Consider the following 15065-nt stretch of genomic DNA (forward strand, 5'->3'; position numbering starts at 1 on the left):
TCGTCTTTTTAATTTTTAAAAATATAACATGCGGAAATTATGCGCTTTATACCTTTCGGATCTATCTTAGATCAAAAAGTTTGATTGCAAAGTATGCATCTGGAAACGTTCGCTAACACTCTCCCTTGGGCTGAGAAACCCGCTTGTCACTTTCTCCTCTCTACAATGAAATCCCTTGCTCGTATCACTGCTGACGAAGGATTATCATGCTTTCCCACTACACATCGCGAACGATCCGTATTTTATTGATTGTCATACCGATTATTTCAACGTTCTCTACCCAAGCCCAGGATCGCTACCAGTTGGAGAAGGTGGTTGAAGTCAGCCGCCATGGCGTTCGTCCACCGACCGAATCCAACACGACCGAGTTAGAATCCGGCACGGCACGACAATGGCCGCAGTGGGTAACAAGGGATGGCGAGTTAACCGGACATGGCTATGCCGCCACCGTGCTAAAAGGCCGCTATGAGGGCGAATATTACCGTCAGCAGCATTTATTCGCTTCGGGTTGCCCAGTAGAGCAGCAGATTTATGTGCTTGCCAGCCCGTTACAGCGCACTCGCGCAACCGCGCAGGCCTACATGGACGGCATGTTCCCCGGCTGCGGCGTTGCGACGCACGCCGTTGAGGATGAAAAGCACGATCCGCTGTTCCACGGGGATAAAATGGGAATTGGCACACTCGACCCCGAACGGGCAAAAGCCGAGGTGTTGAAAGCGATGGGCGGCGACTTGGATAGTGCCTATCAGCGTCTTAAGCCCAGTATCGAGCGGTTAAAACAGGTCGTATGCGCAGCAGACAAACCCTGCCTGGTGTTTGATAAACCGTGGGCGCTCAAACAGGATAAAGACGGTTCAACTTCTATCAGCGGCCTAAATACGCTGGCAAATATGAGCGAGGTTTTCCTGCTGGAATATAGCGAAAACCTGCCGCTGGCACAGGTTGCCTTCGGCCATGTCCGCAACACGCAGGATCTCACCCCGTTGATGGCTCCGATGACGGCTAAATACGACGTCACCAATGATGTTCCCTACATTGCACAGCGCGGCGGTTCGCTATTGATGCAGCAAATCGCACAGGCACTGGCGCAAGGGACATCAGCAGAACAGGACACCGCACAAGGCGAGCCGCCGGCAGTACCTTACTTGCTGTATGTCGCCCACGACACTAACATCGCCTATCTGCGCACGCTATTGCAATTTCACTGGCAACTACCCGGTGATACCGCCGATAACATCCCGCCCGCGGGCAGTCTGGTCTTTGAGCGCTGGCGCGATACCACGACTCAGCAGCGTTTTTTGCGTATTTATTTCCAGACACAGTCGCTGGATCAGATCCGTTCGCTGACACCGCTGGGCGAGCAGCAGCCGTTACTGAAAGAGGAATTTACGTCTCAGGGCTGCCAGCAGACAGAACAAGGCACGCTATGTCCTTTTGATACCACGCTAGAATCAATGCGAAAAAGTATCGATAGCAGCGCATTAGCGATGGTGTATTACGCGCCATAGTTCGCGAGTTCATCGAAAACAGTAATATCCTGCCGGGTTGATGAATCCGGCAGGACAGCATGGCTATCTACGCACATTTTCCACCGCCAGAATCGCGCGGCTCAGTGCGTCAGGAGAGAGAGAGAACGGCAATAACGCCGCGCTATCCGTTGGGAATTTAAAGTGTGTCACGATATGCTTCACCGTTTCCTCATATTGCTCCCCTGCTATCGGAAGCGATAAAGGCATACCATAGCGATATAACTGCTCCAATAAACCCTCATCAACACACTTGCTGTCGTGAGCCAGAAGAGATTGTACTAGCAATCCAAATCCGACCTTTTCACCATGTAGCCAATCGTGCAATTCGGGGATATAGGTCAAACGGTTATGAATAGCATGAGCAACACCCGGAGCAGGGTTTTCATCCCTCATACTATTAGCCAGTCCCGCACCAGCAATCGCCGCATCAATAACCTTCTGCAACGCAGGCGTCACCTGCTGATTTTCGTTATCGCGTATCGCCTGCTCTCCCCATTGTTCAAAGATATCACGGGCAAAAGTGGCGGCCTGTATCTTGAGACTCAGTGCCAGACTATCGCTACACGAGATCAAGTACGGCTGAAATTCATACCATTTCGCCAACGCGTCAACGATCCCGGCTTTCAAGTAACGTGTATCGCTACGTGCAATGACGGAACTATCAACCATGACAAGGACAGGCATCCGTTTGAGCACAACAGTCCCCTGATGCCCGCCTTGATCATTATAAAGAATACTAATTGGCGACCAGGCCGCGCAGGTAGCCGCTATCGTTGGTAGTGTGGCAACCTGCCCATCTTCCAGTCCATCCGCTATGGCCTTAGCACAATCCAGCACACGCCCGCCGCCAATCCCTACGACAAACTGAATGTTATTCCGTGCAATTTTTTCACGGTGGTATTCCACACTTTCACGCGTACATTCTCCGGTTAAGAAATGCACATCAAAAGCAATTCCGTTGTTCTTAAGGCTGCCAGTCACTTCATTCTCAACCGCTTGCCAGGCACTTGGGCTGGTTAAAATCGCAATGTTCTGACTAAACGAGTGAATCAGTCCACCGACATGACGACACAAATCAGCCTGATGATGATAAGCAAGGGGAGATTTTATAGATAACACAAGAATTCCTTTTTAACTGGCAGTTGCCATTCTTTCATAACCACGAGGAAAGCCCATAGATTGGTTTATTAGTTTAAGAATCCCGATGAAATTTGTAACGAAAGCAAAGGGAATAAATTATAGCGTTACGATATAAACCACTCATTTTTCGCAGTGATATAGTTCACTTTAGGCTCTTAAATCTATATCTATCAAATAATTATATTAAAACCCAAATTAATATCATCATGACACTAGGGAATAGGGATTCCACTATGCAAGCACGCTTCTTTATTAAACCTAAAACACTCTTGCTCGCGGCTGGGATCGCCGTCGCCGTAGCTGGGTGTGATAATTCGGCTTCTACAGATCAGCCACAGGTTTTACGCATTGGAACCACCGGACAGAGTTTTCCAGGTTCTTATAAAGAAAACGGTAAACTCGTTGGCTATGATGTAGAAGTCGCTGAAAAAATAGCGAATGAACTGGGATATAAGGTCGAGTGGACAACGTCGGACTTCAGCGGTTTGTTGGGGCAGTTAGAGGCAGGAAAACTTGATACTATCGCGAATAATTTCGTCCAAACCGAGGCTCGTCAGAAAAAATACAATTTTTCTAAATCCTACCTCACTTATGCTTCACAGGTGGTCACAAGTATAAAAAATGACGATATCCAGTCTTTATCCGACCTGGACGGAAAAACAATTGCAGGGGTTCTAGGATCGACACACGTCACGAACCTGCGTAACGCTTTTCCCAAAAACAATATTACCATTAGAACCTACGAGACTCGGGATGGTGCGGTCAATGATGTCATCAATAACCGCGTACAGGGCTATGTCAATTCACGCCCGATTCTACTAGCCGAAATCAACAAACATAAACTGCCGCTCAAGTTGGTTGGGGAGCCGTTATCTCATGAACTCGTTAGTTTTCCGTTTGCTAAAAATCCACAAGGCGACACCCTGCTCGCCGCTTTTAACGAAAAGCTCGACACATTAAGAAGCAACCGCCAGTTGAACGGATTGGCCGAAAAGTATTTCGGTGACGATGGTGTGCTGGGGCATGAATCCAAGGCTCAATAAAAACAGCCTATCGGTAAAAATCCAGTCTATTGGTAAAAATCAAAGTGCGGAGACACAACCGTTCATATCCGCACTCTACCCGTATAATCTCAAATAAAAAATTAGGGTTTATCGTCGTGACATGATTTTCAGACGAAAAAAAAGCACATCTTTCGATGTGCTTTTTCTTGTAATTGGTCGGCGAGAGAGGATTCGAACCTCCGACCCACTGGTCCCAAACCAGTTGCGCTACCAAGCTGCGCTACTCGCCGAATTTACTGCTTTTTGTGAACATCACTGATGTTCTCGTTTGTGTGGTGCGAAGAGAGGGACTTGAACCCTCACGTCCGTAAGAACACTAACACCTGAAGCTAGCGCGTCTACCAATTCCGCCACCTTCGCATAACTCACAAACTATTTTATTAACGAAAAACCGCTAATTTACTGCTAAATCTGGGGTGGCTAATGGGACTCGAACCCACGACAACTGGAATCACAATCCAGGGCTCTACCAACTGAGCTATAGCCACCATCACCACATTTTACATCTTATTACGCGGTACTTCCTTTTTACGGGATACTTTCTTTGCGAAGAAAAGTGTACCACCGCAGCTCTTGCACACAACATACTCGTTTACACAATATAATGGTGCGCCCGACAGGATTCGAACCTGAGACCTCTGCCTCCGGAGGGCAGCGCTCTATCCAGCTGAGCTACGGGCGCTTAGCGCCGTTGCGGGACGGGATATTACGGACTTAGCGACTGGCTGTCTAGTGCTTTTTTATCGAAATGATGCGTTTGCTTATGCTTTGCTCATTTCAAGCTAAATAACGTACAAATCCGCGCTTCCCGCCCCCAAACACAGCTATTTACCCCCTGCCAGCGACGTTTTTTTGCCCAATCCCAGCGCAAAATAACACAAGCTGACCACGGCTAAAAAAGTGATACCGACCAATAAAGACATCCGCGTATCGATATTTATATACATTCCCACCAGCACACACAGCAAAAACGCCATCGTCAGGTAGTTTACCCACGGGAACAGTATCGATTTAAACGGATGTGCGGCCAGCGCGGCACGATGCTGCTCACGGAAACGCAGTTGGCTGATCAACACCACAAACCACGGCACCATACCCGGCAGCACGCTAGCGCTATAGACATAAACAAACACTTTTTCCGGGTTAGGGATGACGTAATTCAAAAGCGATCCAGCCACCAGACAAAGAATAGAAATCATGACGCCCGCTGCGGGTACACCGCTGGCCGTCACTTTACCTAACCAAGCAGGAAGCTGACGGTTGTTAGCCAGCGAATACAGCATACGACCACAGCTGTACATGCCGCTGTTGCAGCCTGACAGCGCAGCCGTCAATACCACAAAGTTGATGATGCCCGCCGCCGCAGTGATGCCGATTTTGGCAAACGTAAGAACGAACGGGCTGCCAGACGTACCGATTTCATTCCAAGGGAAAATCGTGACGATAACGAAGATCGCGCCCACATAGAAAATCAGGATGCGCCACAGAATGTTATTGATCGCACGCTTCAGCGTCACCTGCGGATTTTTCGCCTCACCCGCGGTAATGCCCACCAGCTCAACACCCTGGTAGGATGCCACCACCAGACAGAGGGCAAACAGCAGGCCTTTCCAGCCTCCGGCCAGGAAACCGCCGTGCTCGGTCAGGTTACTGAACCCGGTCGCCTGACCATGGTTACCAAAGCCAAAGAAAATAATACCGACACCGACTACGATCATCACAACGATGGTGGTGATTTTAATCATCGCAAACCAGAACTCGATTTCGCCATACAGTCTTACTGCCGCAAGGTTTGCGCCTGCAACCAGCGCAACGGCGGCAATAGCAGGTATCCACTGCGGTAAATCAGGGAACCAATACTGAACATACACGCCAATAGCGGTAATTTCCGAAATCCCGACCGCCATCCACATAAACCAATAACCCCACGCGGTGAGATAACCGAAGAAGGGATGCATGTATTTATGTGCGTAGACGGCAAACGATCCCGCTACCGGCTCCAGATAGAGCATTTCGCCCATTGAACGCATGATGAAGAAAACGAAAATCCCGGCAACAATATAGGCCAACAATACTGATGGCCCCGCCCACTTCAGCGCGCTGGCCGCGCCCATAAATAGCCCGACACCGATTGTGCCACCCAGCGCAATCAACTCAATATGTCGGGCTTCCAACCCTCGATGGAGTTTTTCCTGCTTTACATCTTCTGCCATATATCCTCTGTCTTTATGTTGTGTTTATCCCAGCTATTGCCAGTTATTGTTCTTATTTCAGAAATGCGATCTATTAGAAAAAATGTTCCTCGCCTCAAATTGGCGGCCATGAAAATACCGTAATGTGAACGGGAATAACACATCAGGGACGACGAATACGTCAAAGATAGAATTCTGTCTTTCTGATTGTTTGGCAAACAGACAATTGAAGTCGAATAGGAATGAAAGATCAGGGTTATCTACTGTAGGGAACGGCTGCGAGGGAAAGACAATGAGAGACAGATTGGCGCGTTTAACGCGCCAATTCAATGAAGTTACAGACGACCGCTGTAGTGATAGGCGACATATTTCAACAGCCTAAACTGCCGAAAAATACGGCTCGGCTGGGACAGCAAACGATACAGCCATTCCAGTCCTAAATTTTGCCACACGAGCGGAGCGCGTTTCACATGCCCGGTAAAGACATCGTATGTTCCACCGACGCCCATATACAGCGCATCAGGATAGTGGTGGCGACAATCGCGCATCAGAATTTCCTGTCGTGGCGACCCCATCGCGACGGTGACAATTTGTGCGCCGCTAGCACGAATGCGCTCAAACAGCGCATCACGCTGCTCCGGCGCAAAATAGCCATCCTGACTGCCGACAATATTGACGTTCCACTGAGTGTGTAGTTTTGCTTCCGTTTGTGCCAGCACATCAGGTTTACCCCCCACCAAAAACACCGGCGTTCCCTGTTTGCCTGCCCGTTCCATCAACGCTTCCCACAGGTCAGCACCCGCAATACGTGTGACGTCAGCCTCTGGATATTTGCGCCGAATGGAACGTACAATGCTGATACCGTCCGCATACTTATACTCTGCACGATCGAGCAACGTACGCAGCGCCACATCTTTTTCCGCCGTTAGCACTTTCTCAGCGTTAATCGCGATGAGCGTCCCCGTTTCAACCCGCTCGCCTGCAAACAGATAGTCAACAAACTGCGCCCTATTGCGAAAACCATGAATGGACAAACCACGGATAGCATACAGGGGAATAGCCTCTCTCGTTTTCAACGCTGTCATATCTGCTCCTTTATCACAGTATCCTGTACGGCGCTGGGTGTGGGCGCTAGCGGCGTGGCACGTATGCGCCTCAAACGCTGCCGGATGAGTCCAGCGCTTTCCAGCAGCCAGTAAAGCAACTTCGCTACGAGCAGGCATAGGCCAAATACCAGACAGAAAAACACCACGCGTGAAACGAAAGCATCGACGCCTTCACGCGCCAGAACAATGATATTGAATACTGCACCGAAGCAGAACGCCTGCAAGATAGCGGCCTTATAGCGGTTGCTATCGTTCTTCCCTAGCTCGTACACCCAGTCAAACCACTTGATAACCAGCCCCACAGCGATCGCCCCCAGCGGGATAAACAGCACCCCGCCCATTACCACCAATGAGCCTAACAGCGTGGGGGATATCGCTAGCCCTGAGTGGTTATTCAATACTTCCCAAGTGAAATAGTTTGCACTGTTTAACACGAGATTCGGACGATCGGGCCATAGCCAGGAGGGAATAAATACGTAGAAATCGCGGGCGATAGGTGCCAGTCCCTGAAATTCAATCTTGTCATAGTTCTGCCACAACAGCGCCAGATTTTCCCAGGGCGAAAAGGTGTCACGAGTTAAATAGAGGAAGGTATAAAAGGCGTAATCGCCGCTGACATCCAACCCGTAGCGCTTCAGCGCTAGCCAGAACATCCCGATAACCCCAAACACGCCAGCCGCAGCTAACATCCAGAGTGTAATCCAGCCGCGCACGATACCAATAAACAGAAACAGCGCGAAGGCGATGATCAGATTCGCACGCGTACCGCCGACAATCACATACGTCAACATCCCAAACGCGACCGTTCCAATGAGGAACATCAGCCATGCACGCTGCGTCTGTCGCAGGAAATACACCACCAGCATGGCCGGAATGAAGAAGTAGAAAAAGCGTTTCAACGCCACGCCGGACACATCACTGGAGAATATCTGGCTGTAAGAACGCAGTTTAAACAGCAAGAAGCCATTGTTGAGGAAGAAAATGCCGACGGTGGCTACCGCGATCAACGCCAGCAGCAGCCAGGTCAGGTTGGCTTCAACCCGATTCACCGTCAGAAGTGGCGCACGTGGCGCGGCGGTTTTCTGGCGTAATCGCGTTTTATAGCTGACGTAATAGATCGCATAGAATGCCGTTGCGGACAGCATAGCCTGAAGCAGGTATTGCACGGGGACGACGTCAACGCCAAACCGGAACACCAGCACACAGGTAAATGGAAAACCAAAATAGAACGTCAATAAATAGAGCAGAGAAAACAGCACGTTAAAATTAAAACGTACCCGCCGAAACTCCATCCAGGTCAGGCTCAGGATAAAGATGACAGAAATCAGGTAGACGACAAACAACCCGCCAAATTGCCCCAGCGTCATGTTGGTTCTCCCGCCGCCAACGCCAGCGCATCCCGCCAGCCTTGCAGATAATTGGGATTGAAGAACGCAATCTGGTGTTTATCTACCGATGCCAGTTGGCGCTGTGCCTCGCGCACCAACGCTTCATCCATCTGATCACCGTAAAACAACACCGGTAGACCTTGCTCCGTCAGGTCCTGCCAGAACGGATTTTTCCGACTGATCACAAACGGCACACCAAACTGAATTAGCAGACATAGCGTCCCGATTCCCTGCTGGCGATCGAAAATAAAATAGCCCAAATCACAAGTGCGTAGCATGTTGAGATAATCATCAAACGCCAGTTGCTCTTTCAACAGTTGGAAATTTTTCACGCCGAATAGCGCCAAACCGTCCTTTTCCACCTGTGTGATGTAAGACGCGTTATTCGCGGGGTAGCCCATGGGCACAATAACCCGCACATTGTTCCCGAACTGTTTGTGAATCGCCTGCAACGCTTCCTGATGACGATTCGTGCGATCGCCAGAATTGCCGACCAGAATCGTCATCGGCCCAGCCAGCGCTTTATCCACCTGCATGCCCGTTAGCGCTGGATTCATCCGCGTCGGAAAATACAGCAATGACGTCGGTACACGAGGCGCACGCGGCTGATACCACGCCAGATCGCCACGCGTGGCAAACACATGTCCGACACGCTTCTGCGCCATACGCCGAAGCCAATAAAACAGGCGGTATTTCAGACTGCTTGCTTCTTCATACAAATCCGCGCCCCACACGTGCCAGAAAACCTGCTCAGCTTTGATTTTCCCACTCAGCAACGCCAGCCACAGCGTGGGGTTAAACTGCCCATGCAGGAAAAAGCGCATCTTGCGGTTCGATTTTGCTCTGGCGATAACCGCTTCAGCCAGCGTTTTTTTATCCACGCAGGTTTCGATACGCAATGCAGGAAAATCGGCTGGCGAAATGCCGTCGCGGGACGCCACGATGAAATGCCGAATCTGCTGTTCGGGGAGTTCCGTCGCCAGTACGTCGTTAAAAAAACGTAAAACGGTCTGGTTATGATGTGGGATGTCAGATCCCAAGACATGAATCAGTGTCGTCATGCTCGCCTACGGTAAATAATGAATACGCAGCAACAAAGCAAAAAATAGACCAAGTAGGTTGCCATATAGGCCTGCGCTGCGCCTTGTGCGCCATAAAGCGGAATTAACCAGTGAGAAAAACCGGTTAACAGGAGAAACTGGCTGACTTCCGTGAGCAGATAAAAGCGCAGCGCTGCTTTTGCAATGACCAAATAGCCAAAGACGTAAGCGCCCACTTTCATTACATCGCCTACCAACTGCCAAACGAAGAGATCTCTCATTGCGGTAAACTGGCTGGAGAACAGCAGCCAGATAGCAAAATCTCGCAGCAGCCACACGCAAAAGCTGACACCCGCTACGACGGGCAGTACAAACTTCAGCGAGCGTACAATTTCCTGCGCCAGCGCAGCCTTGTCCGTCAGACGCGAGAGCGTTGGCAACAGATACACGGTAAAGGAGGCGGTAATAAATTGCAGGTAAGCATCGGAAATACTGCTGACGCCCTGCCAAATACCCACTTCATCCCAGCTGTAATGCGCCGCCAGCAGGTTACGCATCATGATGTACGCAACGGGCAGCGTCACGGCAGTCATCAACGCCATCAGTGTAAATTTGCCCAACTGCCCAGCGATAGCACGATCCCATGCCGGTTTTAGCGAGGCCAGCGACAGCGGCGTACGACGTAATAGCATGATGCCTGCCGGAATGACCAACAATGCAGGCACCAGCGCCAGCCCTGCGAGTGCACCAACATAGCCGCCCAGCCGCAGACAGAGCCAAAAGGCCGCCAGCCCAATCAGGCTACCGCCGATAACGGCCAGCGCATTGCCTATCGCATCCCGATAGCCTTTGAGGATCGCCAGAAACAGGTTGGCGTAGGCGATTCCCATCTGGATAAATGCCAGCGCGCGCACCACATCGCGATAGTCGTCATGCCCAAACAGCAGATTGGCGATAGGCGTTGCGGCCGCCAGAAAGAGTATTGCCAGAAAGGTGGAGAATCCCAGCACCAGCGTGATAGATGTACCTAGCAGCGGCCTCAGTCGTTCTGGCTGTTGCTGGTACTCCGCAACATATTTGGTAACGCCGTTGAAAATCCCCGCACCGGCGAGTACACCCAACACCGTAATTAACTGGCGGAAATTCCCTGCCATCCCCACACCGCTGGGGCCAAACATGACCGCCAGCAGTTTGACGACAACCAGTCCCGCGCCGATTTTTATCAGCGTGGAGCCTGCCGTCCATATCGATGCTTTCGCCAACGACATATCAGGAGAAAAAGCTCAGAATGGTATTGATGACGGTGCGCTGATTGACGTCTGACAGGTTGTAGAACAGTGGTAAACGCACCAACCGTTCGCTTTCCTGCGTAGTGTAGCGATCGTCACCGGAGAAACGACCAAAGTTCAGACCGGCCGGGCAGCTATGTAGCGGGATATAATGAAAGACCGTCATGATCTCGGCTTCTTTCATGTAATTGATAAACGCACTGCGATCGTCCTGATCGCGCAGTTTGATATAAAACATGTGCGCGTTATGAATGCCATTGGCAGGCACGGTCGGCAAGGTAAGTCGCCCGACATCGGCCAACGATTTAAATGCAGCATAGTAGTTCTGCCACAGCTTCAGGCGACGCTCGTTGATCGGCCGCGCCGCTTCCAACTGTGCCCAGAGATAGGCGGCCTGAATATCTGCCATCAGGTAGCTTGAGCCAATGTCGCGCCAGGTGTATTTGTCCACCTGTCCACGGAAGAACTGGCTACGGTTGGTGCCTTTTTCACGAATGATTTCCGCCCGTTCCACCAGTCTGGCGTCATTAATCAGCGTAGCCCCACCCTCGCCGCCCGAGGTGTAGTTTTTGGTTTCGTGAAAACTGAAGCAGCCGATGTGGCCGATAGACCCCAGAACGCGCCCCTTGTAGCTGGACATCACGCCCTGTGCCGCATCTTCCACAACATATAAATCGTATTTTTTCGCCAGTGCCATAATCGCGTCCATCTCGCAGGCGACACCCGCGTAGTGAACCGGCACGATAATGCGCGTTTTTTCCGTAATTGCCGCTTCGATCTTCGTTTCGTCAATGTTCATGGTATCCGGGCGGATATCGACAAACACGATCTTTGCCCCGCGCAGCACAAAGGCGTTGGCGGTAGAAACAAAGGTATAGCTCGGCATGATCACTTCATCACCGGGCTTAACGTCCAGCAGGATAGCGGCCATTTCCAGCGACGCGGTGCAGGAAGGCGTAAGCAGGACTTTCTTGCTGCCGGAATAATGTTCCAGCCACTGCTGACAACGGCGAGTAAACCCGCCATCGCCGCACAATTTACCGCTGCTCATGGCAGCCTGCATATAATCCAGTTCCGTACCGACAACCGGTGGCGCATTAAATGGAATCATGTGATCACCTGTATAACCAATACGCCGTGCTCTCAATCGTAGCACCACGGCGAAGATAAAGACGAAGCGCCGCCACGTTGCCAACCTGCGTTGCGACCCGAAGGCGTATCAACCCTTGCTGCCGGCACCACGTTTCCGCCAGCGCCATCAGCTGTGAACCAATGCCCCGTACCGTAACACCAGGCCAAACACCGAGTAGCCCGATACGTGCATCTCTGTCATTCACTCTGCGTAGCGTGACCCATCCCTGTGGATTGCCAGCGGCATCTTCCGCCAGCAAACAGCAGTGGTCGAACGTCCCGCGCACGGCATTTTCAATCCACTGCGCATAGAAGCGCCCGCTATCTTCCGGCTGATACCACGGGGAACGAAAGCGGCTCAGCGCAAAAACGCGTGATGCCGCGTCCCTCAGCACAGGAATATCGTCGGGTGTGGCTTCACGCCAGCGCGGTAGTGGCGTAATAGCGGTAGCAGGGTGCAGCGACAGACAGAGATCGACTTCCCCCTCCACCAAACGAAACCCGAGATCGGCCAATGCATCCGCCAACACCAGATTGTCTGCCGCTATTTTGGCCTGCGTCAGCGCAAATGCGTTCAGCGCATCACACGTCAACACGGGCGCAGCAGGCGAAAAACTCAGCTTACCGCTGTCAAGCTGGAAGAATTCGCTCTCCCAACCCAGCGGTTCAACCGTGGCGCGAATGTCTACCTGTCCTGCTGATGTCGGATAGGTCATCGTTTCGCCCCTTTCTTTTCTGCCATATGACACGACGTTTAGTCGTTCAGCCCTAAACGCTCACCGGTATAGGAACCGTCCTGCACGCTGCGCCACCATTTTTCGTTATTCAGATACCAACTGACGGTTTTTTTCATGCCTGTCTCAAACGTTTCTTCTGGACGCCAGCCCAGTTCACGTTCAATTTTCCCAGCATCGATCGCATAACGCATATCGTGACCTGGGCGGTCTTTCACGTAGGTAATGAGATCGCGATAATACGCCACGCCAGCAGGCTTATTCGGTGCCAGCTCTTCCAGTAGCTCGCAAATCGTCTGCACCACTTCAATGTTTTTACGTTCGTTATGGCCACCGATGTTGTACGTCTCACCGATTTCGCCTTCCGTCACCACTTTATACAGTGCACGAGCGTGGTCTTCGACAAACAGCCAGTCACGAATTTGTGCGCCGTCGCCGTAAACCGGTAGCGGTTTGCCCGCGACCGCATTCAGGATGACCAGCGGGATCAGCTTCTCAGGAAAGTGGTAAGGGCCGTAGTTATTCGAGCAGTTGGTGATAACCGTCGGGAGCCCATAAGTGCGCAGCCAGGCGCGAACAAGGTGGTCGCTGGACGCTTTCGACGCCGAATAAGGGCTGCTCGGCGCATAAGACGTGGTTTCGGTAAACAGATCGTCCGTCCCATGCAGATCGCCAAACACTTCATCGGTAGAAATATGGTGAAAACGGAACGCACCTTTGTCCACATCAGCCAGGTTCTGCCAGTAGTGGCGTGCCGCTTCCAGCATGGTATAGGTACCAACAATATTGGTTTCGATAAACGCTGCGGGGCCGTCGATAGAGCGATCGACGTGGCTTTCTGCTGCCAGATGCATCACCAATGCGGGCTGGTAAGCCGCAAAGACGCGATCCAGTTCAGCGCGATCGCAGATATCCACCTGCTCGAACGCCAAACGATCACTATCAGCGACCGGAGCCAGAGAAGACAGGTTCCCAGCATAAGTCAGTTTATCGACAACAACGACACTGTCCTGCGTTTCAGTCAGAATGTATCTGACCAATGCTGAACCAATAAACCCGGCTCCACCGGTAATTAAAATACGTTTCAACGCCATACTCCTTTGGTATCAATGACCCACTGTTGTTTCACATCTTCTGGGTTAATCGCTTTAAACTGACGGTGGTCTACCAGCATCACGAGCACATCGGCTTCTTTTAATGCGCTGAGGGTATCGACCAGTTTTACCTGCCCGGCCAACACGGACGGCAGGTGTTTGACATTCGGTTCGACGACTAACGTCGCGCCGGTATTCCATTGTGCAATCATCGACGCAATCCCTACAGCAGGGCTTTCGCGCAAATCGTCGATATCAGGCTTGAACGCCAGCCCAAAGCAGGCCACCGTAACCTCGCTAGCGCGTTTATCCGTCTGTGCCAGATAATCCGCTACGGCCGCTTTTACGCGATCGACTACCCAAAGCGGCTTACCATCGTTCACCAGCCTGGCAGTGTGAATCAAACGTGCCTGCTGCGGATTCTGCGACACAATAAACCAAGGGTCGACCGCAATACAGTGCCCGCCAACACCAGGTCCAGGTTGCAGGATATTGACGCGGGGATGGCGATTTGCCAATCGGATAAGTTCCCATACGTTAATGTTTTGTTCGGCACAAATCAGCGAGAGTTCATTGGCAAAAGCGATGTTAACGTCGCGAAAACTGTTTTCGGTCAGCTTACACATTTCGGCAGTGCGGGAGTTAGTAACCACACACTCACCTTCCAGAAAGATGTTGTACAGTTCGCTGGCGCGGGCAGAGCACACGGGAGTCATACCGCCAATAACGCGATCGTTCTTAATCAACTCCACCACAACCTGACCGGGTAGTACGCGTTCAGGGCAATAGGCAATATTGATGTCTGCCGTTTCCCCAACCTGCTGCGGAAACGTCAAATCCGCTCGCGCATCGGCAAGCCACTCGGCCATTTGCTCTGTCGCTCCCACAGGGGAAGTCGATTCCAGAATCACCAGATCGCCTTTCTTCAGAACAGGCGCGATGGAGGCTGCCGCCGCCTGAACGTAGGCGAGATCGGGTTCGTGATCGCCTTTGAAAGGCGTCGGAACGGCAATGAGAAAGGCATCGGCCGGTACAGGCTTCGTCAGCGCCTGAAGGTAACCATTTTCTACCGCGACCTTGACCAACGTATCCAAATCGGGTTCGACAATATGGATTTCACCGCGATTAATCGTTTCGACGGCCAGTTTATTCACATCGACACCGATGACTTTTTTCTGGCGTGACGCAAAGGCAGCCGCAGTCGGCAAACCGATGTAGCCCAAACCGATTACGGAAATGGTAGTAAAGCTCATAGTATCACCCTAATTTTTATGTCTGCCGCCGCAAGGCAACGTTTAAAATCGCTCCTGGCGATTTTTTATGTCGGGCTATCCCTGCCCGACACCCTTCGGATCGTC

12 protein-coding genes and 4 tRNA genes are annotated in these 15065 nt (G+C 51.5%); 2 read left to right on the plus strand and 14 right to left on the minus strand.

Going from position 1 to position 15065, the window contains the following annotated elements:
* Window positions 1–206: 206 nt before the first annotated feature.
* Window positions 207–1508, plus strand: coding sequence for a histidine-type phosphatase (locus tag A6301_RS07925; protein ID WP_234257505.1), 1302 nt, complete (start codon window positions 207–209; stop codon window positions 1506–1508).
* A 63-nt stretch (window positions 1509–1571) separates the two neighbouring features.
* Here the strand turns inward: A6301_RS07925 and A6301_RS07930 are convergent, their stop codons facing one another.
* A complete protein-coding gene (locus A6301_RS07930; RefSeq protein ID WP_234257506.1) occupies window positions 1572–2648 on the minus strand; it encodes an iron-containing alcohol dehydrogenase family protein in 1077 nt (358 codons plus the stop codon).
* A 254-nt stretch (window positions 2649–2902) separates the two neighbouring features.
* Between A6301_RS07930 and A6301_RS07935 the strand changes: the two genes are divergently transcribed.
* A complete protein-coding gene (locus A6301_RS07935) occupies window positions 2903–3712 on the plus strand; it encodes a transporter substrate-binding domain-containing protein (protein WP_234257507.1) in 810 nt (269 codons plus the stop codon).
* Window positions 3713–3886: 174 nt separating this feature from the next.
* On the opposite strand, the gene A6301_RS07940 is transcribed toward A6301_RS07935, so the two are convergent.
* The 13 genes from A6301_RS07940 to wecC form a co-directional block, all read right to left on the minus strand.
* Window positions 3887–3963: transfer RNA gene (locus tag A6301_RS07940), tRNA-Pro, on the minus strand.
* 43 nt (window positions 3964–4006) lie between these two features.
* Window positions 4007–4093 (minus strand) — tRNA-Leu (locus tag A6301_RS07945).
* A 52-nt stretch (window positions 4094–4145) separates the two neighbouring features.
* Window positions 4146–4221: transfer RNA gene (locus tag A6301_RS07950), tRNA-His, on the minus strand.
* A 117-nt stretch (window positions 4222–4338) separates the two neighbouring features.
* Window positions 4339–4415 (minus strand) — tRNA-Arg (locus A6301_RS07955).
* Window positions 4416–4557: 142 nt separating this feature from the next.
* On the minus strand, window positions 4558–5946 hold the full coding sequence (locus A6301_RS07960; protein ID WP_234257508.1) for an amino acid permease: 1389 nt from the start codon (window positions 5944–5946) through the stop codon (window positions 4558–4560).
* A 314-nt stretch (window positions 5947–6260) separates the two neighbouring features.
* Window positions 6261–7010 (minus strand): lipopolysaccharide N-acetylmannosaminouronosyltransferase, encoded by a 750-nt coding sequence (gene wecG / locus A6301_RS07965; protein ID WP_107168963.1) that lies wholly within the window; start codon window positions 7008–7010, stop codon window positions 6261–6263.
* On the minus strand, window positions 7007–8398 hold the full coding sequence (gene wzyE / locus A6301_RS07970) for an ECA oligosaccharide polymerase (RefSeq protein ID WP_205540464.1): 1392 nt from the start codon (window positions 8396–8398) through the stop codon (window positions 7007–7009). The genes wecG and wzyE overlap by 4 nt, the downstream gene beginning before the upstream one ends.
* Complete coding sequence (locus A6301_RS07975) at window positions 8395–9480, minus strand: TDP-N-acetylfucosamine:lipid II N-acetylfucosaminyltransferase (RefSeq protein ID WP_234257509.1); 1086 nt, start codon at window positions 9478–9480, stop codon at window positions 8395–8397. The genes wzyE and A6301_RS07975 overlap by 4 nt, the downstream gene beginning before the upstream one ends.
* Window positions 9477–10727 (minus strand): lipid III flippase WzxE, encoded by a 1251-nt coding sequence (gene wzxE / locus A6301_RS07980; RefSeq protein ID WP_234257510.1) that lies wholly within the window; start codon window positions 10725–10727, stop codon window positions 9477–9479. The genes A6301_RS07975 and wzxE overlap by 4 nt, the downstream gene beginning before the upstream one ends.
* Window position 10728: 1 nt before the next feature.
* Window positions 10729–11859 (minus strand): dTDP-4-amino-4,6-dideoxygalactose transaminase, encoded by a 1131-nt coding sequence (rffA, locus tag A6301_RS07985; RefSeq protein ID WP_107168967.1) that lies wholly within the window; start codon window positions 11857–11859, stop codon window positions 10729–10731.
* 4 nt (window positions 11860–11863) lie between these two features.
* Entirely contained in the window at window positions 11864–12595 is a 732-nt protein-coding gene (gene wecD / locus A6301_RS07990; RefSeq protein ID WP_234257511.1) for a dTDP-4-amino-4,6-dideoxy-D-galactose acyltransferase, read from the minus strand.
* 38 nt (window positions 12596–12633) lie between these two features.
* Window positions 12634–13707, minus strand: coding sequence for a dTDP-glucose 4,6-dehydratase (gene rffG, locus A6301_RS07995; protein ID WP_205942470.1), 1074 nt, complete (start codon window positions 13705–13707; stop codon window positions 12634–12636).
* Window positions 13698–14960 (minus strand): UDP-N-acetyl-D-mannosamine dehydrogenase, encoded by a 1263-nt coding sequence (wecC, locus tag A6301_RS08000; protein WP_234257512.1) that lies wholly within the window; start codon window positions 14958–14960, stop codon window positions 13698–13700. The genes rffG and wecC overlap by 10 nt, the downstream gene beginning before the upstream one ends.
* Window positions 14961–15065 lie beyond the last annotated feature (105 nt).

The sequence above is a fragment of the Pectobacterium sp. IFB5596 genome, assembly GCF_021432585.1.
Classification (GTDB): domain Bacteria; phylum Pseudomonadota; class Gammaproteobacteria; order Enterobacterales; family Enterobacteriaceae; genus Pectobacterium; species Pectobacterium punjabense.